Source organism: Tenacibaculum aestuarii (assembly GCF_964510395.1).
Taxonomy (GTDB): domain Bacteria; phylum Bacteroidota; class Bacteroidia; order Flavobacteriales; family Flavobacteriaceae; genus Polaribacter; species Polaribacter aestuarii.
On sequence record NZ_CAZEFY010000003.1, the window covers coordinates 1,081,636 to 1,102,104 of the forward strand.

Here is a 20,469-nt window from a genome sequence, read left to right on the forward strand (position 1 = left end):
TTTAGTTATTCTACAGAATAGTTTATATTTGATTGATGGCATTTTTTAAAAACACTTATTGGATAAAACGCATTGCTATTAGCATTTCTTTACTTATCGTTTTATTTATTTTGTGGAATACCTATGTGTTCTTTCAAAAGTTTAAAAAAGACGAGCGCTCTAAAATGGAGATTTATGCTACTGCCATTAAAGAAGCTGCAGCTAATTCTGATTCTAATGGTAGTTTTAATTTAGTAACAAAAGTTTATCAAACGATAGAAAACATTCCTACCATTTCAGTTCATGAAAATGGTGATATTAAAGAATTTAACAATCTGGATTCTATCAAGTCGAAAGATCCTAAATACCTTCAACAACAATTGTACATTATGAAAAATCAAAATGAGCCAATTGTAATCGAGTATTTGGGGGTTAAAGAATACATTTATTATAGAAACTCCGATCTTTTATATCGACTAAAATATTATCCGCTTGCACTAGTACTAATTTTAGGACTTTTCTTAACCATTATTTACATGGTTTATAAATCGAATAAAGTTGCCGAACAAAATAAGTTATGGACAGGTATGGCCAAAGAAACAGCGCATCAAATAGGAACTCCTCTTTCTTCTTTATTGGGGTGGATTGCTATTTTACGTGCTGAAAATGTAAGTAGTGATTATGTTGATGAAATTGAAAAAGATGTTCGTCGTTTAAACACCATTGCCAACCGTTTTTCTAAAATAGGTTCGTTACCAGAACTAAAGCAACATAATATTGTTACCATTACAAAAACTGCTTTCGATTACTTAGAAAACAGAAGCTCAAAACAAATTTCTTTTTCTTTTATTACTGAAAAAGACGAGCTCTTTTGCAATTTAAACACTGAACTATACGGTTGGGTAATTGAAAACCTTATTAAAAATGCTATTGATGCTATGCAAGGAAAAGGAAGTTTATCTGTTAGCATTAGTAAAAGTTCTAAAAACATTAAAGTATTCGTTTCTGATACTGGAAAAGGAATTCCTAAATCACAGTTTACACAAATATTTAATCCTGGTTTTACCACTAAAAAACGTGGTTGGGGACTCGGATTATCGCTCTCTAAACGAATTATTGAGGATTACCACAACGGAAAAATACATGTATTAAAATCTGAATTAGGAAAAGGAACTACGTTTGAGATTTTATTAAACAAGGTTTAAAGAACTTCTCTAACAACTCTAAACAATTGTAAAATTAAGATAACTATACTAGTTGACAGTAATACTATTAGTAAACCTAATCTTTGATAATAAACATATAGATTTCCTTTTTCTCCCCTATAAGCTATCGGTAATTTATATTTAACAAGATAAATTGTTAATACAAAAAATATAACCCCTGTAATTATCGGAAACTTTTCCAAAACAATCATAAAACCCAATAACATATCTTTAAATAATTCTTTCATTTAAAATCACTCAAAATTCTTCGCAATTCCTTCTGCAACTGCTACAAACTCTTCATTTGTTAATTTTTCTTTCTTTGTAAATCGAATATCTTCCATCGTATGTAACGGAATTAAATGTACATGCACATGTGGTACTTCTAAACCAATTACACTCATTCCTACACGTTCGCAAGAAATTGTTTTTTCAATGGCTTTTGCTACTCTGTAAGAAAAAGACATTAATCCGTCATACTCTTCTTTCGATAAATCGAATAATTTATTTTCTTCTCGTTTCGGAATTACCAACGTATGCCCTTTAGCATTAGGATTGATATCTAAAAAAGCAAAATAGTTATCGTCTTCTGCTATTTTATATGATGGAATTTCTCCGTTGATTATTTTTGTAAAAATACTTGCCATTTTATGCTGCTTTTTTGTGTTTAGTAAAAATAAAAAAAGCGCTGCATAAGCAACGCTTTAACTATAATTATTTTAAAAATCTATCTAGAAATTTCAACAATTTCAAACTTCATTATTCCATTAGGAACTTGAATTTCAGCTACCTCACCTACTTTTTTACCTAATAAACCTTTACCTATTGGTGAGTTTACAGATAATTTTCCGTTTCTTACATCACTCTCACTATCAGCTACTAAAGTATAGGTAAACTCCATACCGTTAGTAGTATTTTTAATTTTAACAATTGAATGAATTAAAATCTTAGATGTATCTAACTGACTCTCGTCTACAACACGAGCGTTTGCTACCACATTTTTTAGTTTTGCAATTTTTGTTTCTAACAGCGATTGCTCCTCTTTTGCGGCATGGTATTCAGCATTCTCACTTAAATCCCCTTTATCGCGAGCATCAGCAATTTCTTGAGAAACTCTTGGTCTTTCAACTTGTTCTAATTGCGCTAATTCTTCCTTAAGCTTTTTTAATCCTTCCTCCGTATAATATGATACATTACTCATCTTTTCTCCTTTTTTTAAATTATAAACAAAATCCTATATACTTTACTCAACATTTAGCCAAGAAGCATATAACCTTTCTTCCTAAAACCCTGTGGGTTAAATTTAAAAATCCCACACCCGAAGGAATGAGATTGTTACACAAATGTACAAAATATTTGTAACTTCGTCACGTTATGATATCAACTCTGTACTAAAACAATGAAAAAATTCTTTTACTTATTTTTTGTTATAATTTTTTTAAGCTGTAGCGAGAACACTCCAATAAACAATTGTTTTTCTGGGATAACAATGGATGTTATTATAGACATAACATCCCCTGAGTTTAATGTTGAACCATATAATTTGTTAGTACCAGGAGGTCATTCTATTAATTATATCGCAGGAAGAGATATTTTAATTTTAAATTTGAACAACAATGATTTTCGTGTTTTTGACCTACAGTGCCCTGAAAGAGATTGTAGTTCACCTATGACTTATGATGGGCTCTTTATAGTATGTCAGTGTGATGGAAAATTATACAACCGTATACATGGAGGGGCTCCTGAAGATGGAAAAGGTTGCTCAGCATTAATGTATTTTGCTACTCCTTTAAGTGGAAATCGATTAAGAATATCTCGTTAATACTATTTGTACTAAGAATTAGATTCTTATTTTTGCAGCTACAACACAACTAACACATTTATCGTGAAAAATTATTTTTCTTCAAACTTTAAATTGGGCGTTCTAGGAGGCGGTCAGTTAGGAAGAATGTTACTTGCCGAAACGCAAAAATTTGACATCCATACTGTTATTTTAGATAGTAATACCGATGCACCTTGTGCTCAAATTTGTAACGAATTTCATCAAGGAGATTTACTAGACTATGATACTGTTTACAACTTCGGAAAAAAAGTAGATGTACTTACTATAGAAATTGAAAATGTAAATATTGACGCCTTAGATGCTTTAGAAGCTGAAGGATTAACTATTTTTCCTAAGCCGAAGAACTTAAGAACTATTCAAAACAAAGCACATCAAAAAGTGTTTTATCACGACAAGGGAATTCCAACAGCTCCTTTTTCTCGCTTTACTTCCTTAGAAGAATTAAAACATTCTATCAGTAACGAAGCTATTACCTTTCCTTTCGTATGGAAATCGGCAAGATTTGGCTACGATGGAAATGGTGTAAAAATAGTTCGTTCAATTAACGATTTAGAAGGGTTACCAACAGGAGAGTGTATTTCTGAAAAACTAATTCCTTTTAAAAATGAATTGGCTGTTATTGTTGCTAGAAATGCTAGCGGAGAAACCAAAACCTATCCTGTTGTAGAAATGGAATTTCATCCAGAAGCAAACCAAGTAGAATATGTAATTTGTCCTGCAAGAATTGAAGATAGCATTGCTCAAAAAGCACGTGAAATAGCACTAAAAGTAGCGGATACTTTTGGGTTTGTTGGTTTACTTGCGGTAGAAATGTTTCAAACTGAAGATGACCAAATCTTAGTAAACGAAGTAGCTCCAAGAACTCATAATTCAGGGCATTATTCAATCGAAGCGAGTTACACCAATCAATTTGAACAACATTTACGTAGTATTTTAAACCTTCCTTTAGGCAATACCGAAAGTAAAGTAGCTGGAATTATGGTGAATTTAGTAGGTGCTGAAGGATATACAGGTGATGTTGTATACGAAAACATTGAAGAAATTTTAAAGATTGACGGAGTTACCCCTCATATCTACGGAAAAAAGACGACAAAACCTTTCCGTAAAATGGGACATGTAACTATTGTTAATGAAGATATAAATGAAGCGAGAAAAGTCGCTCAACAAGTAAAAGAAACTATTAAGGTAATAGCAAAATAAAAATTATGGTAGGAATTATCATGGGAAGCGATTCAGATCTTCCAATCATGCAAGAAGCAATTGAAATTTTAGAAAGTTTTGATATTCAAGTTGAAGTAGATATCGTATCTGCTCACAGAACTCCTGAAAAATTATTCGATTACGCTAACAATGCACACAAACGCGGAGTACAAGTTATAGTTGCTGGTGCTGGAGGTGCTGCACATTTACCAGGAATGGTAGCTAGTATGAGTCCGTTACCAGTAATTGGAGTTCCTGTAAAAAGCAGAAACTCTATTGATGGTTGGGATTCTGTTTTATCTATTCTTCAAATGCCTGGAGGTGTTCCTGTAGCTACAGTTGCCTTAGATGGAGCTAAAAATGCAGGAATCTTAGCAGCGCAAATTATTGGAGCTTCTGACAAATGTGTCTTAGACAAAATTATCGCTTACAAAGAAGGGCTTAAACTGAAAGTTGAACAGGCTTCAGAAAGAGTAAAAAAATAATAGTATTTTAGTACTATAAAAAGTAAACCTCACAGAGTACCTTTGTGAGGTTTCTTCAATTTTAAACCTATTTTTTTATGACTAAGAACCCACTTTTACAAGATTTTAATACGCCCCCTTTTTCTCAAATTAAAGAAGAAAATTATAAACCTGCTATAAAAAAAGCTATACAAATAGCTAAAGATGAAATTGATGCTATTGTAGAAAACTCTGAAGCTCCAACTTTTGAAAACACTACAGTTGCTTTAGACAATACAGGTAATAAATTAGATAGAGCTACTTCTATTTTTTTTAACTTAAACTCTGCTGAAACAAATGAAGAAATTCAAAAAATAGCAAAAGATATTTCTCCTTGGTTAAGTGAGTTTAGAAACGATATGATTTTAAATGAGGGGTTGTTTAAACGTGTAAAAACTGTGTACGATCAACTTTCTGATTTGAACTTGACTCCTGAACAAGAAATGTTGCTAGATAAACAGTATAAAAGTTTTGCACGCAATGGGGCTAACTTAAAGGAAGCTGACAAGGCTGAGCTTCGTAAAATTGATGCTGAGTTAGCAAAATTATCGTTACAGTTTGGTGAGCATGTGTTGGCTGAAACCAATGCGTTTGAATTATTAATTACCAATGAGGATGATTTAGCAGGCTTACCAGAAAGCGCTAAAGAAGCTGCTAAAGAACTCGCTAACTCAAAAGGTAAAGAGGGTTGGATGATTACCTTAGATTATCCTAGCTATATTCCTTTTATGACCTATGCTGATAATAGAGAATTGAGAAAAAAGTTAGCAATAGCTTTTGGTAAAAAAGGATTTCAACAAAATGAATACAACAATGAGCAAATTGTAAAAGACATTGTAACCTTACGCCACAAACGTGCAAACCTATTAGGTTATAAAACCCACGCTCATTTTGTATTAGAAGAGCGTATGGCTGAAACTCCTGAAAAGGTTATGGAGTTTTTAAATGAGTTGTTAGAAAAAGCGAAACCTGCTGCACAACGTGAATTTGATAATTTAGAGGCCTATGCTAAAAAACTAGACGGAATAGACCAGTTACAAAAATGGGATGGTGCTTACTATTCTGAAAAGCTAAAAAAAGAGTTGTTTAACTTAGATCAAGAGCTACTGAAGCCTTATTTTAAGTTAGAAAATGTAATTGACGGTGTATTTACTGTAGCTAACAAATTGTATAACTTACAATTTGAAGAAATAGACACTATTGATAAGTATCATGAAGATGTTAAGACGTATGCTGTAACTGATACTGATGGTAATTTTGTTTCTTATTTTTACGCTGATTTTCATCCAAGACCAGGAAAACGTAACGGTGCGTGGATGACTTCTTACAAGTCACAATATATTCGCAATGGAATTAATGAAAGACCTCAAGTCTCTATCGTTTGTAACTTTACCAAACCAACGCAAACTAAGCCTTCTTTATTAACTTTTAACGAAGTTACTACCCTATTCCACGAATTTGGTCACGCCTTACACGGAATGCTTGCCAATACGACTTATAAAAGCCTATCAGGAACTTCTGTTTCTTGGGATTTTGTGGAGTTACCGAGTCAAGTTTTAGAAAACTGGTGTTACGAAAAAGAAGCGTTGGAGTTGTTTGCAAAACATTACGAAACTGGAGAAATTATCCCTATGGAATATGTTGAAAAAATTAAAGAATCTGCAAGTTTCCATGAAGGCATGCAAACCTTGCGTCAATTAAGTTTTGGTTTATTAGATATGTCTTGGCACTCTGGAGATTCTCCAGAAACCATTACTTCTGTGAAAGAATTTGAAACGAATGCTTTTGAAAGCACTCAATTATATCCTGACATTGCTGAAAACTGCATGAGCACTTCTTTTTCTCATATTTTCCAAGGCGGATATTCAGCTGGATATTATTCATATAAATGGGCAGAGGTTTTGGACGCCGATGCTTTTGAATATTTTAAAGAAGAAGGTATTTTTAATAAAGAAGTTGCTGATAAATTTAAAAACAATGTATTGTCTAAAGGAGGAACAGAAGAACCTATGGAATTATACAAACGTTTTAGAGGAAGAGAACCAAAACCAGATGCTTTATTAAGGCGTGCTGGATTGATTGACAAGAATTAACAAATAAAATTTTATCACTTTAAATAAGTCCCTATTTTTATGAAAAAATATTTCTCATGAAAAAGGGATTTTTTGTTTTCTTACTCTTAATAAACTCAATTTCATTTTCTCAAGTCTTAATTAAAGGAAATGTATTATCAGAAACTAATGAGGCATTAGAAGGGGCTTCTGTATACTTTAACAATACAACTATTGGAACGGTCACTAATTCTGAGGGTGAATTTCAGTTAAATATTAAAGAAGGAAACTACACATTAGTTGTTTCTTTTTTAGGTTACAAAACAAAGCAACTTTTAATTACTCCACAAAGTAAAGAACTAACCCTTGAAATTAAACTCGAAGAAGATAACGGTGTTTTAAATGAGGTGGTAATAAAAAAAACAGTTTATGATGATGACTGGAAGTATAATTTGGCTCGGTTTAAACAAACATTCTTAGGAAGAACGAAACTCGCACAAACCTGCAAAATCTTAAATGAAAAAGACTTATACTTTGAATATAGCCCCAAAACTAACACACTTACAGCATTTGCTAAAAACCCTTTAAAAATTAAACATCAAGGTTTAGGCTACATAATCACTTATGATTTAATTGATTTTACTCTAAAAGGACAACAGTTATTTTTTAGCGGCTTTGCACACTACAAAAATCTCAAAAAAAATGTATCCAAGAAATGGAAACAAAATCGACTCGAAGCATACAATGGTTCTCAAATGCACTTTTTAAGAAGTTTAACTTCAAAGAAACTAAAAGAAGAAGGTTTTGTAGTAAATCAGTTTAAAAGAGTGCCAAATCCCGATAGACCTTCTGAAGAAAAAATAAAAATGGCTAGGGAATTACTCAAACTCTATGGAAACTCTATTGATTTATCAAAGCTAATAGAAAAACCTAAAAATCAGTCTGATAGTATTATAGTAACTATACAAAAAGCTAGACTCCCTAAACATGAAGATTACTTATATAAAAAAAATGTTCCTTATGAGGATATGATTATTTACAATAACAATACTCCATATTTAAGTTTTAAAGACCACTTAATGGTTATTTACACTAAAGAAAAGGAGGAAGAAAATTATTTAATTGAAATGTTTGGAAAACGAAAAAAAGCTAGTGGTGTACAAACCTCAAATATTGTTTTGTTAGAAGGAAATGCTCAAATAGATAAATCGGGCGTACTTATTAACCCTAATGCTATATTTAACGAAGGATATTGGGGCTTTGAAGCTTTTGCCAATATGCTTCCACTAGACTATCAACCATCAGGAAACTAGTTTTTATTCTTTTCTTCAATCCACTTACTCATAAATTTTGTAGACTGTAAAGTTTGATATTGTAACAAACTTCCAAGAAAGTTTTGTGTACGATGTAGGTCAAGGTTTTCTTGGATTTTTTTAACGTTTTTCATAAAAGAAATCTCTAACACGTCTTTATCGTACAGTGAATTTATTATTTCTATACCTTTTTGCTGAGACTTTTTCCAAAGAATTTCATACGAATACAATTCGACTGCTTTGTTAGTAAACTTCTCAAAATCATCCTCTATAAATCCGTTCCAAGGTAAATTTGCATGCATTCCTTCTGCTCCTATCGAAGTAGTTACACTTGGTGTTCCACATTCCATGGCTTCGGTTAGTTTTCCTTTTATTCCTGCTCCAAAACGGATGGGTGCTAACACTACTCTAGCATTCTTAACCACTTCTAAAGCATCTTCTGCAAAACCTTTAACGATAAATCCTTCTTTGGGTTTATGTAATTGTTGAATTTGTTGCGTAACATAAGCTCCGTAAATATGCAATTCAGCATTGGGTAATTTTTTCCTGATGTATTTCCAGATTGTTTTTAACTGTAATACAGCGTCAACATTTGGCGCATGAAAAAAGTTACCTACAAATACAAAATGCGCTCGTTCTTCAAAAGGCTTCCAACTTTCAATAACTTTATCATCAATCTTATTCAACAAAAAAGGCAAATGATATAACAAGGCTTCATCAATCTTAAAAACTTCTTTTAACAATTGAATTTCATAAGTTGAGATAATCAAACTCAAATCACAACGTAAAATAGCAGCTATTTCTCTTTTCGCTTCATCAGATTTCAATAAAGCTTCGTTAGAAAACTCCGTTCCTTTTTTTAATTGTTGATGACGTACTTTTCGTAAAAAATGTAAATCTTCTGTATCTAAAATTCGTAACGCTTTAGGGCAATGTTCTGCAACACGCCAACCGAATTGCTCTTCCATCATAAAACGATCGTACAACACTACATCAGGTTGAAGTTCCTTAACAAAATCATCAAAAGAACTTGAATTCAATTCAATAGGCTTCTCTTCTATACCTAATTCAGCTAAATTTAAAGAGTTTTCGGTTTTTTGAGCTGGTGTAGCAAAAGTAATGGTATAATTATGGTTTTTAAAAACATTGATTAGCTGTAACATTCGGTTACCAGCTCCCGTTGTATTTTCTACCCAAACATACCCAATAATTAAAAGTTGTTGCATTAATTTAGTCCGCTAATTGCGTTTGGTAGTTATTTTGAACACTTTTTGCCCACTCAGTGATTTGTTGCACCTCTTCTGAAGACAAACGAGCATCGGCATGCGTCCAAGTATATGAATCTAAAGGCATTTTTCCTTTTTCAACTTCTTCCCAAACCTCTTTCATTTTGTGTTCCTTTCTTTTTAAAGAATAGGTAGCCCATTCAGAAAAATTCAATTCTTCTTTTCCGTGATTTACATGATCTGCCAACCAATAATTCACGGGTGTAATACTGCTATACCAAGGGTAACGTGTTGAATTGCTATGACAATCAAAACACGCAGTTTTTAAAATTTTATGCACTGCATCATTTGGCTTGGTTTCTTCTATAAAAGGCTGAACATAAGTAATTTCTCCTTCATTTTTTTCTGGTTGAAAAAATTGTGCGATTACTAACAGTAGTAATAGAAACCCGATAATTTTTTTAAAAATTTTCATACAATGCGTTTAAGTTTTAAAGATATGAAAACTAATTTTATCGACAAATAATTGTACTTTTGTACTTCATTTTTACGAAAGCCCAAAATGGGCAATTGCAAACAATGTTCAACATCAGCATAAATAGTTAAACTATTGGTAATGGACATTGTGCAATATAAATAGATGAAATAATAAAACACAACTCATGAAATACGATTTAATCGTTATTGGTTCTGGTCCAGGAGGATATATCGCTGCTATCAGAGCCGCTCAATTAGGTTCTAAAGTTGCTATCATTGAAAAATACTCAACTTTAGGTGGAACTTGTTTAAATGTTGGATGTATTCCTTCAAAAGCTTTATTAGATTCTTCGCACCATTACTATGATGCAGTAAATCATTTCGAAGAGCATGGTATCTCTGTAGAGAAACCTTCTTTTGACTTCGGAAAAATGGTAGCTCGTAAAGCAAATGTAGTAGAAACTACTACAGGAGGTATCAAATATTTAATGGATAAAAATAATATTGAAGTTTACGAAGGTTTAGGGTCTTTTGAAGATGCTACACACGTAAAAATCACTAAAAATGATGGTACTGAAGAAGTAATCGAAGGTACTAACATTATCATAGCTACAGGTTCTAAGCCATCTTCTTTACCATTTATTACTATTGATAAAGAGCGTGTAATTACTTCTACAGAAGCTTTAAAACTTCCTGAAGTTCCTAAGCACTTATTAGTAATTGGTGGTGGTGTTATTGGTTTAGAGTTAGGGTCGGTTTACAAGCGCTTAGGTGCTGAGGTAACTGTTATCGAGTATGCTCCTACGATTACTCCAACGATGGATAAAGATGTTTCTAAAGAATTGACTAAAGTTCTAAAGAAACAAGGAATGAAAATTAATACTAGCCACGGAGTTACTTCTGTTGAAAGAAATGGTGACGAAATTGTGGTTAAAGCTACCAATAAAAAAGGAGAAGAAGTTACTTTTACTGGTGATTACTGTTTAGTTTCAGTGGGTCGTCGTCCATATACTGATGGATTAGCTTTAGAAAAAGCAGGTGTAAAAGTTACTGAAAGAGGAATGGTTGAAGTTAACGATCATTTACAAACCAACGTTTCTAACATTTATGCGATTGGTGATGTAGTTCGTGGAGCTATGTTAGCGCATAAAGCGGAAGAAGAAGGTGTAGTGGTTGCTGAATATTTAGCAGGACAAAAACCTCATATCGACTATAACTTAATTCCTGGAATTGTTTATACATGGCCAGAAGTTGCAGCTGTTGGTAAAACAGAAGACGAATTAAAAGAAGCTAAAGTAGATTATAAAGTTGGAAAATTCTCTATGCGTGCATTAGGACGTTCTCGTGCAAGTGGAGACTTAGACGGATTTGTAAAAGTTTTAGCTGATAAAAATACAGATGAAGTATTAGGAGTTCACATGGTAGGTGCTCGTGTTGCTGACTTAATTATGGAAGCTGCCGTAGCAATGGAATACAGAGCTTCTGCGGAAGATTTAGCTCGTATTTGTCATGGACACCCAACGTATTCTGAAGCTATAAAAGAAGCAGCAAAAGCAGCTTGGGATGGACAACCATTAAACGCTTAATAAAAAGTTTTAAAACATATTTAAAAAGCAATCTCATTTGAGGTTGCTTTTTATTTTTACATAATACATTTCTTTGTCATGAATGAATCTGAAAAAAAAGAAATTACCAAAATAGTTTTATCTCTTAGATCAGAAATAATTAAAGGCAACCTAAAATTTCCAAATAGTAAAAACTTTCCAATTGGTTGTTGTGGCAATGCCTCAGAAATACTAGAGAGAAGATTATTGGAAAACGGGTTTTACCCCATTGAAAGAAAAGTTAACATGTGGTTTAACAACCAATCACATAGCTGGCTAGAATATAAAGGATATATTATTGATATTACAATAGATCAATTTAAAACTCATAAAAACTTACCTTTTATCCAAAGTGTAGCTAACTCTACATTCCATAAAAAATTTTATAAAGATTAAAATACCTCTCTTTACTGAATTGAAATCAACAAAAAATCCCGAACTAAATAGTTCGGGATTTTTTTATGGTATGATGTTATTTCTTATTGAATTCCGTAGAAAGAACTCATGTTATCTTCGATATCAGACGCTTTTTTAACAGCCTCATACATTTGGAATACCTTGTTCTGTCTTTCAGCAGCGATACGCTTTCTAAAAGTATCGTAGTTAGGTAATGCTGTTGGCTCTTCTCTCTTTTCAACTACAAAAGCAAATACACCTTTATCTCCTGCTACGTTTTTAACCACTTCGTTTTCTTTAGCGTTAATCATTGCTCCTACTACTTTAGGCTCAAATCCTACACCAGAAATAGTTGGTGATTGTAAGTTTACATCGGTTGCAACTCTTACTGATTGATTTGCAGATTTAGCGATTTCTTCTAAAGTAGATCCGCTCATCTTATCTTCAATCATCTTAGCTTTTCTTTCGTTTGTTAAAATAGGACGAACAGTAGCAATTGCCTTATCAACTGGCATTAAACCTTTAGCTGTTTTAGCTGTTAATACCGCTACGATATATCCTCCTTCAACATCAAAACGCTTGTAGCTTCCTTCTTCAGTTTCTGGTTCAAAAGCCCAAGTAATAATTTGTCTTTCGTTACCAACTCCTGGTACATTTTCATCTAATGACTTTAATCCTACCGCTGGTAATGAAGTTAAGTTTTTCTCTTTTACTGTTTCTTCAAAAGCTTTACCGTTTGCTAATTCTAATGCAAATGTTTCAGCCGATTGGAATACTGCATCTTCAGTTTCTTCTGAAGCTTCAATCTTACGTCCATAAGTAGCTAATTTCACAACTGGTTGGAAATTCTTTTGTCCATCAATTTTAATTACATGGAATCCGAATTGAGACTTTACAACTCCCATATCTCCTGTTTTTCCTTCAAAAACGAAATCTCTGAAAGAAGGCACCATTCTGTTGTAAGCAAACCAATCGTAGAATCCACCTTTTTCAGCAGAACCTTGGTCAGATGACATTTCTTTAGCTAAATCAGCAAACTTAGATTTATTTGCTTTAACCACTGATAATAAACTATCTGCTGTTTGCTTAGCTTCTTCTTCTGTTTGAACTACTGTTTCATCAGCAGCTGCAGCACCTATAAAAGGAATTAAAATATGACTTGCTTGAGCAGAATCTGGTAATTGTTTTACTTCAGTAATTTTAGATAACTTAAAGAATCCTGCGTCTTTGTATGGTCCGAAAACATCTCCTTCTTTTCCGTTAAAAATATCCTCTGCAATTACTTGTGGAACCTGAACTTTAAATTTGTAGTTTGTATCTAAACCTAAATCTGAATTATTTTCTTCTAAAAATTCGTGGTAGTTAGTTGCATTTTTTAATCCTTTTACCGAAGTATTATTTACTTCAGAATCTTCTATTAAACTTGCTACTTCTGTTTTGATAGCTTCTTCATCTTCAGCTGTAGGGTCAATAGTAAACTTAACAAAGTTAATATCTCTTGAAGCTTCTACTTGATAAGCGTCTTGGTGCTTATTAATATAGTTTTGAATATCACTTTTCTTTAATGTTACTAAACTATCAGCTATAGTTGAATATGGTACATATACATACTTTCCTGAAACTTTAGTGTTTTCAATTAGGTATTGAGCTTCTCCTTCTTTTAAAGAAGCACCTAAACCAGCTGCAACTAATTTATCGTACGTATTTTTTTCTATATTGCTTTTTAAAGAAGCCATGTAGTTTTGCCATGCAGCCCACTCTTGACCATTTTCTTCTCTGATTGTAGCTAAATGTTCTTTTAACTTATTCTTATCGAAAATACCAGAGGTTAAAAATCTTGGATCATTTTGAACATTAGGAGTCTCGTACAAAGCATTCATAATATCAGCTTCTCCAACTGTAATTCCAGCCTCTTCTAATTGTTTCTCGTAAATTTTTTGACGAATTAAGCTTTCCCAAACTATTTTGGCTGCTTGCATTTCAGAAATTCTATTACCGTTTTGTGCTTTATAAGCTTCTAAGGCCTCTGCAAACTCTTGACGAGAAATACTTTCGCCGTTTACTGCACCTATTTCGTTTACTTTATTTGCACTAAAAAAATCTGATATTGTAGAAGGGTCTAATACAAAAGCAAAAAGTGCTAAACCAATTACAAGAATTAAGAACATTGAGCGTTCTCTAATTTTCGATAAAATTGCCATACGTCATTTATTTTATTAACAGTGTGCGAAAATACAATTTCAAAGTAAATAATGCAATGTTTTTTTATGCTGTTTTTGAGGGAGTTCTCTAGAGAAATACAGATAAGTTAATCTCCTTTATTGATTACCTTGAAGTAAATATCATCAATTTTAGTAGCACTTACTTTTAAGATTTTTATTTGAAAATTTTCAATATGTAAAACTTCGTCTTGCTGAGGAATAGTTTCTGTATAATTTAAAATAAAACCTCCTAAAGTCTCATAAGCTTCTTCTTTTGGAATATTTAACCCATACTCTTCATTTAGGTAATCTACTTCTAAACGTGCTGAAAAGCTGTATTCACTTTCACTAATTTTTTCTTCTAATAACTGTTGGGTATCGTGCTCATCTTCTATCTCTCCAAACAATTCTTCTACAATATCTTCAACAGTAATAATACCTGAGGTTCCTCCATATTCATCAACAACTACAGCTATACTTTTACGCTTTTTTATTAACCCGTTAAGTACATCGTTTATAATCATAGACTCAGGCACAAACTCTACCGGTAATAAAATAGACTTGATTGTTCTAGGTTTCTTAAATAACTCAAAAGCATTTACATAGCCTAAAATATCATCTAATGAATTTTTATAAACTAATATTTTTGACAAACCAGTAGCAATAAACATTTTTTTCAAATTACTAACTGATTCATGTAAATCTACCGCTGCAATTTCTGTTCTAGGCACCATAATTTCACGAGCTTTTACTTTGTGAAATTCTAGTGCATTTTGGAATATCTGTATTTCTGAATCTACTTCATCATCATCATTCCCAGCATCTAACTGTTCCGAGATATAATTTCCTAATTCTTCTTTGCTAAACTCTGTTTGAATTTCGTCCTCTTTTGTTCTAAAAAAAACACGCAAACAAAAATCTGACACTTTGGTAATTACCCATGTAATTCCATAAAAAAACACATAAAAAATATATGCAGGAACCGCAAAAAACTTTAAGATTTCATTCGCATAAATTCTAAAAATAGCTTTTGGTAAAAACTCTGCTGTTACTAATATGATTATTGTTGAAATAAGAGTTTGAGTAAGTAAACTAATATCAGATAACACATAATTAACTACTGTGTAATCTGATGGTAAGAATGACTGAAACCATCCCATTAACAATTCTCCCATAAAGTAACTATACACAACTAAAGCTACATTGTTACCCACTAACATAGTGGTAATAAATTTGGAAGATTTCTCGGTTAGTTTTGTTAAGATTCTAGGTACAATACCTTCTCGTTTCTTTTCTAACTCTATATGAAGTTTATTTGCCGAGATAAAGGCTATTTCCATCCCAGAAAAAAAGGCTGAAAATAGAATAGACACAAAAATAATTACGACCTCAGGCTGCATTAACGTTGTTTATTTCTTTCTTGTACTTTTCTTCTAAAATGTCTTTTAAAGAAGAAAATTAATATGATAAAGATAGCAAAACCAAACATAATAAATGCTTGCTCTTTATCTGAATTCCATTTTAAAACTCCTTCAACAAAAAAGATGATTCCTACAACAAGATATCCGTATTGTAAATATTTCCAAAGTGTGTTCATTATATGTCTTTTTGTGTTGTTTCTATATCTCCTGTAATATCCTTAGCCATCCATTTAGTTAAATCTTCATTAGATTCAAACCCGAAACCATTAATTACACTTTCAGGAGTAGTAAAACGAAAACCATCTTCTGTAAAGAAATAATGCTCTTTTTGATCCCAAAATAACTGATTCGTTTCTAGTTTTGTTTGTTTTGAATGGTTCGTAATTACAACATTTCCTCTAATTTCAGACACCTTCGTTTTATCAAAAGTCAATGCATAATTTCCTGAAATAGTTGTAGAATCGGTTCCTGTTTTGTTAATTGTAATAATTTCAATTCCTTTAGGGAATTCTTTATAAGGATGATCTTTCCTGTTTGAAAAATCGTAAAATACAGGAGCTTTTGTTTTTGATGTTACTCTACCTGAATCTTTATGTACATGATAAATATCTTCAGCAGAACCTACTGGTAAATTTTTATCAGCTAAAAAATCTCGCACCTCTTTTTTTGAATTGGTACAAGAAAAAAACATTGCCACCAAACAAATGGCAGCAATGCTATTATATATATGTTTTGCTTTTTTAAGCATTACAATTTATTAAGGTACACGAACAGTTTCTCCAATCCAGCATCCTACTCTATAGCTTGCCCCAGAAGCCATACCTTTTTGGAAAACTAATTTTTTAGATGGTACATTCTTTTTATAACTAGAAATATATCTTCCTGCACCACACCCTGGATCTACTTGATTTGCTTTAATTGCTTTATTTAAAGCAGCTACATATACCATTCTCTTTTCAAATTCGTCGCTACCGCAAGAGTTAGCACTTCTTTGATATAAACTTGCAATGAATAAATATGCTTTACCCATGTTTGGGTTGTACTTTAAAGCTTCGTAAGCTAAAGCTCTTGCTCTACTTCCGCTAGCACTTTGAGCTTCTCTTAATTTGTACTTAGCCTTTTTAAACGGATCTGTTTCTAAATCGAAAGCTTTCTTTCTCATTTCAGCAGCTCCACTCTTATCTCCATGTTTAGCTAAAACTCCTGCTAAGAAGTTATAAGCATCTGCAGATTGAGTTACTTTAGCATATTCGTTAGCTAACTTTTCAAATAATGGGTCAGCTGTACACTCTTTGTTATACATTCTTGACACTGCTCTTTTTAACCAAACCCCATCAGTTTTCTTAGACTCAAAATCTCTAGAATAAATTGGAATTAATCTCTCACAAGTAGCTATTTTAGAAATCTTAGCATCTAAGCCACCTTCTACTTGACCTAAAGAAGAAGAATTAATTGTGTAAGCTCTTAAATTTTTCTTTTCTCTAGATGTAATAGTTCCAACAGAATCTTTCTCTTGTAACTTTGCAATCTTCTTACTGTAGTCTTCTAATTTCTCGTCTACAGACTCCATTACATCATCATACGTATCAAATACCTTTTGAGGATCTGTATCTTGGTACTTTTCTGCAATGGCTTCAAAATATCTAAAGATGTTTTTTACTCCCATATCTTTTGGAGAAATATCATAAGCCTTCTTTAAGATTTCAAAAACCTCTTCGTCTGAAGCTAATTTGTTTTCTATTAAATATTCTGCATAATCACTATGTGCTTTTGCAGGATCTTTATCAGGAAAGTTAGCCAACCTTGTTTCATATACCTTTTTGGCTAAAACTGGATCTTTCAAGTTTTCTGCAACTTTAGCTCCATACTTATATATGTTAATAGATAAACCCGCACAGTTATCTAACAAATATTCTAAATTAGGCTTAGCTTGCGCATATTTTTTAGTCGTAGCATCACCTTTAAAAAGGTTGTACTTAATATGGCACTCTTGACTTGCTTGCGCTTTAGCTCCATTTACGGCTACAAACAAAAATAATCCTGTTAGTAAATACGTAATTTTTTTCATCGTTCTTGTTTTTTGTTAATCAATACGTCTTTTTTCGAACCACCTATTATTTAAAGATAAACTTAATCTTACATTAAAATAGTTCTCCTTTATTAAATTATTATTAGTTGTTCCTCTCTGTCCATACTCAAATCCTAAATTAAGATTTGATATTTCTCTTGGCATTGGTAACCCTAAACCAACATTTATGCCAAAGTCTTTTACCTCTGTAAAATTTTCTGTGGTTTTAACCAATAGTCCTGTATTTTCAAAACGCACCCCTGCTCTATAAGTCACTCTATTCCAATAACTAGAAATAGAATTTATTTTTGGAATATAATACCCCCCTACGGAAATTTTACTAGAATTACCATATTTATGAGACTGACCATCTGTTATAAAAACGCTATTACTACCTAAAGCATCTTGAAATTGGTAATTGGCCCCTATGTACCATTTATTATCTTTCCCCAGACCAAAGCCATATATACTTTTTAGAGGCATATTTATAGTTCCTTCTAATGATTTATTATACAACAAATCCTTTACTTCTCCATTTACAGGAGATAAAGAATACATTCTCTCATTACCTTTAGCGGATAAATCTGTTGTTAGTGTAAAAGATGCTCCAGTAGACAACTGTAGTTTATTTTTTAACTCTCTTTTATACTGTACTCCTAACTTATATTGTCCTCCTCTTACATTAAAAGATTCTTCATAACTAGTATATCTAGAGTTATCTAATCTTTGATTTAAAATACTGTTCTGCACATTACCAAAAACAAAAGCTGCTTCAACTCCAACGGACAATCCTTTGTAAGCATACATTCCATAACTTGCATAAATTTTATTAGCGCCTCCTTCCCCTCTAAATAAAGTCAAATTCTCCTCGATTTCATCATCTAACAGAGAATATCCTACAGAAGAAAAAGGTTGTAAACCAACCGAAAAACCTGCTTTTTTTCCAATAGGAAAACCAAGTGAGATATACCTTAAACTTGTTGAGTTACCTGTTTGAGATTCGTTTCCTTCTTTTATAGTTAAAAACGTTAAACTACCTCCAATTGCGTAAGTAGCCCATCTCAAATCTGCATTCGTAGCTGGGTTTATAAAATTTAAATGATGGGTGTTTTTCATAGCTACACCAATTCCTCCCATAGAAGCTTGCTCTACTGTTACTGCTTCAAAGTTTTCTCCTATACCAAAGTAAGAGTATGGTGAAGCACTGTTTCTTTGCGCTAATATTGCTGATGTAGTAAATACAAAAACTCCTAATATAAATCTCTTAATCATTCGCTAAGTTGTGTATCAAAATAGTATGTAATCCTTCCAAAACAAAATTTGGATGGGCAAATATGACACTTTTTAATTGTTTTGACAAAAAATATGTATCCCCTCCTGTTAAAACTACTGTTAAATCTCTATACTTTTTTTGATATTGTTTAATTATTCCATCTATTTCATTAGAAACTCCATTAATAACACCCGAATGTATTGAAGTATTTGTATCAACTCCAATAAAACTTTCAAGTTTACTTTGTTCTAACAAAGGTAATTTAGCCGTAAATTCGTGTAACGCTTTATACCTCATTTGAATACCTGGAGAGATCGCTCCTCCTAAATACTCACCTTGTTTTGTGATAAAGTCATATGTAATACAAGTTCCTGCATCGATCACCAATACGTTTTTGTTGGGATACTTGTTAACCGCTGCAGAAGCTAATGCAATTCTATCTACTCCTAATGTTTTAGGAGTTTTATAATTGTTTTTAAACGGAACGTTTGTAGTGGAATCTAAAAAAATCGGATTTAAAAGTTCTGCTATTTCTTGCCTTTCTTCTTCTGTAAAATGGGCTACGGATGATACAATACTACTAGTAATTGAAAAATTTGAAATTATTTTTTTTACTTCTGAAAGTATTTCTGCTTTATCAAAAACAAAAACTTCTTTAATAGTATCTAATTCAAAAACAGCTACTTTAACTCTTGTATTGCCTACATCAATAATTAGGTTCATATTTCATTTCTTAGAGCTTGTAAATTTACGGTACATTTTTTTAAAGTTTTTACTTTGTATAATTAAAAAACGATTGTATATTTGCATCCGCTTAACGAAAGTAGCAACTGGTGCCTTAGCTCAGTTGGTAGAGCAAAGGACTGAAAATCCTTGTGTCCCTGGTTCGATTCCTGGAGGCACCACAATAAAACTCGTAGCACAGGTTACGAGTTTTATTTTAAAGATGTTACTTTTAAAAGCAGACTGGTGCCTTAGCTCAGTTGGTAGAGCAAAGGACTGAAAATCCTTGTGTCCCTGGTTCGATTCCTGGAGGCACCACCACAAAAACCCGAACAAATTTGTTTGGGTTTTTTAGTTTTGCTAAAACTACATTAAACTTATAAAGCCCCTAATTTATTAATTAATTCTTCCCTTTTGCTTATATGTAATTTCTCATAGATGTTACGCGTATGGGTTTTAATTGTATTTACCGATAAACTTAGCTCTTCTGCTATAGTTGCATAACTTTTTCCTTTCGCTAGTAATTTCACCACTTCATTTTCTCTTACGGTTAGCCCTTCATGCTTTGGCACTTGAAAATAAGCTATCACTTTGCGTGCTATACTTCCACTCATAGGAGAGCCACCTCTTTTAATCTGCTTTAGAGCAGCTATCAACTCTTCTGGACTCGTATTCTTTGTTAAATACCCTATTGCTCCTGCCGATAAAGCATCAAAAATATAATCAGAATTTTCATATACAGAAATTACTATGCTCTTCGCTTTTGGGTTTTGATAATGAAATCTTTTCACTCCTTCAATTCCATTAATTCCAGGCAGCTTTATATCTATCAAAATAATATCTGGATCTTCATTTTTACAATACGAGAGAGCATCTTCACAATTTGAAAAAGCTCCAATTACATGAAACTCTTCTGAAGAATTGACAATTTCTTTAAACGAAATTAAAAGGCTCTCATTATCTTCTATAATTATTACACTTTTCAT

The 20,469-nt window shown here is 32.4% G+C and carries 20 protein-coding genes and 2 tRNA genes; 10 read left to right on the plus strand and 12 right to left on the minus strand.

All coding sequences use genetic code 11. The annotated features are described in order from the left end of the window. The first annotated feature begins 35 nt into the window (after window positions 1-35). Entirely contained in the window at window positions 36-1,184 is a 1,149-nt protein-coding gene (locus tag ACKTSU_RS11220) for a sensor histidine kinase (protein ID WP_408036471.1), read from the plus strand. A 254-nt stretch (window positions 1,185-1,438) separates the two neighbouring features. Here ACKTSU_RS11220 and ACKTSU_RS11225 read toward each other — a convergent pair whose 3' ends face one another. Further along, window positions 1,439-1,831 (minus strand): HIT family protein, encoded by a 393-nt coding sequence (locus ACKTSU_RS11225; protein WP_408036472.1) that lies wholly within the window; start codon window positions 1,829-1,831, stop codon window positions 1,439-1,441. Between the two features lie 80 nt (window positions 1,832-1,911). After that, the gene (greA, locus tag ACKTSU_RS11230) at window positions 1,912-2,385 is read right to left on the minus strand and encodes a transcription elongation factor GreA (RefSeq protein ID WP_274634670.1); all 474 of its coding nucleotides are present in this window, start codon (window positions 2,383-2,385) and stop codon (window positions 1,912-1,914) included. A gap of 288 nt (window positions 2,386-2,673) precedes the next feature. On the opposite strand from greA, the gene ACKTSU_RS11235 reads away from it, so the two are divergent. From ACKTSU_RS11235 to ACKTSU_RS11255, 5 genes are all read left to right on the plus strand, one after another. Next, window positions 2,674-3,006: a hypothetical protein gene (locus ACKTSU_RS11235; RefSeq protein ID WP_408036474.1), complete on the plus strand. Its 333-nt coding sequence runs from the start codon at window positions 2,674-2,676 to the stop codon at window positions 3,004-3,006. 63 nt (window positions 3,007-3,069) lie between these two features. After that, a complete protein-coding gene (locus tag ACKTSU_RS11240; RefSeq protein ID WP_408036475.1) occupies window positions 3,070-4,227 on the plus strand; it encodes a 5-(carboxyamino)imidazole ribonucleotide synthase in 1,158 nt (385 codons plus the stop codon). Between the two features lie 5 nt (window positions 4,228-4,232). Continuing rightward, the gene (gene purE, locus ACKTSU_RS11245) at window positions 4,233-4,712 is read left to right on the plus strand and encodes a 5-(carboxyamino)imidazole ribonucleotide mutase (RefSeq protein WP_274634667.1); all 480 of its coding nucleotides are present in this window, start codon (window positions 4,233-4,235) and stop codon (window positions 4,710-4,712) included. A gap of 77 nt (window positions 4,713-4,789) precedes the next feature. Further along, the gene (locus ACKTSU_RS11250; protein ID WP_408036476.1) at window positions 4,790-6,823 is read left to right on the plus strand and encodes a M3 family metallopeptidase; all 2,034 of its coding nucleotides are present in this window, start codon (window positions 4,790-4,792) and stop codon (window positions 6,821-6,823) included. A 56-nt stretch (window positions 6,824-6,879) separates the two neighbouring features. Then, window positions 6,880-8,094, plus strand: a complete 1,215-nt coding sequence (locus ACKTSU_RS11255) for a carboxypeptidase-like regulatory domain-containing protein (protein ID WP_408036477.1) — start codon at window positions 6,880-6,882, stop codon at window positions 8,092-8,094. Here the strand turns inward: ACKTSU_RS11255 and ACKTSU_RS11260 are convergent. After that, window positions 8,091-9,320 carry a glycosyltransferase gene (locus ACKTSU_RS11260; RefSeq protein ID WP_408036478.1) on the minus strand — a complete coding sequence of 410 codons (1,230 nt, stop codon included), beginning with the start codon at window positions 9,318-9,320 and terminating at the stop codon, window positions 8,091-8,093. The two genes, ACKTSU_RS11255 and ACKTSU_RS11260, sit on opposite strands and share 4 nt — an antisense overlap. A 4-nt stretch (window positions 9,321-9,324) precedes the next feature. Beyond that, a complete protein-coding gene (locus ACKTSU_RS11265) occupies window positions 9,325-9,795 on the minus strand; it encodes a heme-binding domain-containing protein (protein ID WP_408036479.1) in 471 nt (156 codons plus the stop codon). A gap of 187 nt (window positions 9,796-9,982) precedes the next feature. Between ACKTSU_RS11265 and lpdA the strand changes: the two genes are divergently transcribed. After that, window positions 9,983-11,383, plus strand: a complete 1,401-nt coding sequence (lpdA, locus tag ACKTSU_RS11270) for a dihydrolipoyl dehydrogenase (RefSeq protein ID WP_408036480.1) — start codon at window positions 9,983-9,985, stop codon at window positions 11,381-11,383. A 78-nt stretch (window positions 11,384-11,461) separates the two neighbouring features. Then, window positions 11,462-11,797: a hypothetical protein gene (locus tag ACKTSU_RS11275; RefSeq protein WP_408036481.1), complete on the plus strand. Its 336-nt coding sequence runs from the start codon at window positions 11,462-11,464 to the stop codon at window positions 11,795-11,797. Window positions 11,798-11,880: 83 nt separating this feature from the next. Here ACKTSU_RS11275 and ACKTSU_RS11280 read toward each other — a convergent pair whose 3' ends face one another. The 7 genes from ACKTSU_RS11280 to ACKTSU_RS11310 all read right to left on the minus strand — a co-directional run bounded on the left by ACKTSU_RS11280 (window position 11,881) and on the right by ACKTSU_RS11310 (window position 19,483). Next, the gene (locus ACKTSU_RS11280) at window positions 11,881-13,998 is read right to left on the minus strand and encodes a peptidylprolyl isomerase (protein WP_408036482.1); all 2,118 of its coding nucleotides are present in this window, start codon (window positions 13,996-13,998) and stop codon (window positions 11,881-11,883) included. Window positions 13,999-14,105: 107 nt separating this feature from the next. Further along, a complete protein-coding gene (locus tag ACKTSU_RS11285; RefSeq protein ID WP_408036484.1) occupies window positions 14,106-15,398 on the minus strand; it encodes a hemolysin family protein in 1,293 nt (430 codons plus the stop codon). Further along, window positions 15,398-15,595 carry a hypothetical protein gene (locus ACKTSU_RS11290; protein WP_408036486.1) on the minus strand — a complete coding sequence of 66 codons (198 nt, stop codon included), beginning with the start codon at window positions 15,593-15,595 and terminating at the stop codon, window positions 15,398-15,400. The genes ACKTSU_RS11285 and ACKTSU_RS11290 overlap by 1 nt, the downstream gene beginning before the upstream one ends. Further along, window positions 15,595-16,167: an LPS export ABC transporter periplasmic protein LptC gene (lptC, locus tag ACKTSU_RS11295; protein ID WP_408036487.1), complete on the minus strand. Its 573-nt coding sequence runs from the start codon at window positions 16,165-16,167 to the stop codon at window positions 15,595-15,597. Before lptC ends, ACKTSU_RS11290 begins: the two co-directional genes overlap by 1 nt. 9 nt (window positions 16,168-16,176) lie before the next feature. Beyond that, on the minus strand, window positions 16,177-17,487 hold the full coding sequence (locus tag ACKTSU_RS11300) for a tetratricopeptide repeat protein (RefSeq protein WP_408036488.1): 1,311 nt from the start codon (window positions 17,485-17,487) through the stop codon (window positions 16,177-16,179). A gap of 15 nt (window positions 17,488-17,502) precedes the next feature. Beyond that, a complete protein-coding gene (locus ACKTSU_RS11305) occupies window positions 17,503-18,759 on the minus strand; it encodes a hypothetical protein (RefSeq protein WP_408036489.1) in 1,257 nt (418 codons plus the stop codon). After that, entirely contained in the window at window positions 18,752-19,483 is a 732-nt protein-coding gene (locus tag ACKTSU_RS11310; protein WP_408036490.1) for a type III pantothenate kinase, read from the minus strand. Before ACKTSU_RS11310 ends, ACKTSU_RS11305 begins: the two co-directional genes overlap by 8 nt. Window positions 19,484-19,592: 109 nt before the next feature. Between ACKTSU_RS11310 and ACKTSU_RS11315 the strand changes: the two genes are divergently transcribed. Together ACKTSU_RS11315 and ACKTSU_RS11320 are read left to right on the plus strand one after the other, a co-directional pair. Next, a tRNA-Phe gene (locus ACKTSU_RS11315) sits at window positions 19,593-19,665 on the plus strand. Window positions 19,666-19,728: 63 nt separating this feature from the next. Continuing rightward, window positions 19,729-19,804 (plus strand) — tRNA-Phe (locus ACKTSU_RS11320). 56 nt (window positions 19,805-19,860) lie between these two features. Here ACKTSU_RS11320 and ACKTSU_RS11325 read toward each other — a convergent pair. After that, on the minus strand, window positions 19,861-20,469 hold the full coding sequence (locus ACKTSU_RS11325) for a response regulator (protein WP_408036491.1): 609 nt from the start codon (window positions 20,467-20,469) through the stop codon (window positions 19,861-19,863).

Excerpts from the sequence above, each read along its gene's own strand:
- ACKTSU_RS11265 (WP_408036479.1), bottom strand. The coding sequence starts at position 9,795 with ATGAAAATTTTTAAAAAAATTATCGGGTTTCTATTACTACTGTTAGTA.
- ACKTSU_RS11235 (WP_408036474.1), top strand. The coding sequence starts at position 2,674 with ATGGATGTTATTATAGACATAACATCCCCTGAGTTTAATGTTGAACCA.
- ACKTSU_RS11275 (WP_408036481.1), top strand. The coding sequence starts at position 11,462 with ATGAATGAATCTGAAAAAAAAGAAATTACCAAAATAGTTTTATCTCTT.
- lpdA (WP_408036480.1), top strand. The coding sequence starts at position 9,983 with ATGAAATACGATTTAATCGTTATTGGTTCTGGTCCAGGAGGATATATC.
- ACKTSU_RS11310 (WP_408036490.1), bottom strand. The coding sequence starts at position 19,483 with ATGAACCTAATTATTGATGTAGGCAATACAAGAGTTAAAGTAGCTGTT.
- purE (WP_274634667.1), top strand. The coding sequence starts at position 4,233 with ATGGTAGGAATTATCATGGGAAGCGATTCAGATCTTCCAATCATGCAA.
- ACKTSU_RS11325 (WP_408036491.1), bottom strand. The coding sequence starts at position 20,469 with ATGAAAAGTGTAATAATTATAGAAGATAATGAGAGCCTTTTAATTTCG.
- ACKTSU_RS11280 (WP_408036482.1), bottom strand. The coding sequence starts at position 13,998 with ATGGCAATTTTATCGAAAATTAGAGAACGCTCAATGTTCTTAATTCTT.
- ACKTSU_RS11305 (WP_408036489.1), bottom strand. The coding sequence starts at position 18,759 with ATGATTAAGAGATTTATATTAGGAGTTTTTGTATTTACTACATCAGCA.
- greA (WP_274634670.1), bottom strand. The coding sequence starts at position 2,385 with ATGAGTAATGTATCATATTATACGGAGGAAGGATTAAAAAAGCTTAAG.
- ACKTSU_RS11250 (WP_408036476.1), top strand. The coding sequence starts at position 4,790 with ATGACTAAGAACCCACTTTTACAAGATTTTAATACGCCCCCTTTTTCT.
- ACKTSU_RS11300 (WP_408036488.1), bottom strand. The coding sequence starts at position 17,487 with ATGAAAAAAATTACGTATTTACTAACAGGATTATTTTTGTTTGTAGCC.
- ACKTSU_RS11290 (WP_408036486.1), bottom strand. The coding sequence starts at position 15,595 with ATGAACACACTTTGGAAATATTTACAATACGGATATCTTGTTGTAGGA.
- ACKTSU_RS11255 (WP_408036477.1), top strand. The coding sequence starts at position 6,880 with ATGAAAAAGGGATTTTTTGTTTTCTTACTCTTAATAAACTCAATTTCA.
- ACKTSU_RS11285 (WP_408036484.1), bottom strand. The coding sequence starts at position 15,398 with ATGCAGCCTGAGGTCGTAATTATTTTTGTGTCTATTCTATTTTCAGCC.
- ACKTSU_RS11225 (WP_408036472.1), bottom strand. The coding sequence starts at position 1,831 with ATGGCAAGTATTTTTACAAAAATAATCAACGGAGAAATTCCATCATAT.
- ACKTSU_RS11220 (WP_408036471.1), top strand. The coding sequence starts at position 36 with ATGGCATTTTTTAAAAACACTTATTGGATAAAACGCATTGCTATTAGC.
- lptC (WP_408036487.1), bottom strand. The coding sequence starts at position 16,167 with ATGCTTAAAAAAGCAAAACATATATATAATAGCATTGCTGCCATTTGT.
- ACKTSU_RS11260 (WP_408036478.1), bottom strand. The coding sequence starts at position 9,320 with ATGCAACAACTTTTAATTATTGGGTATGTTTGGGTAGAAAATACAACG.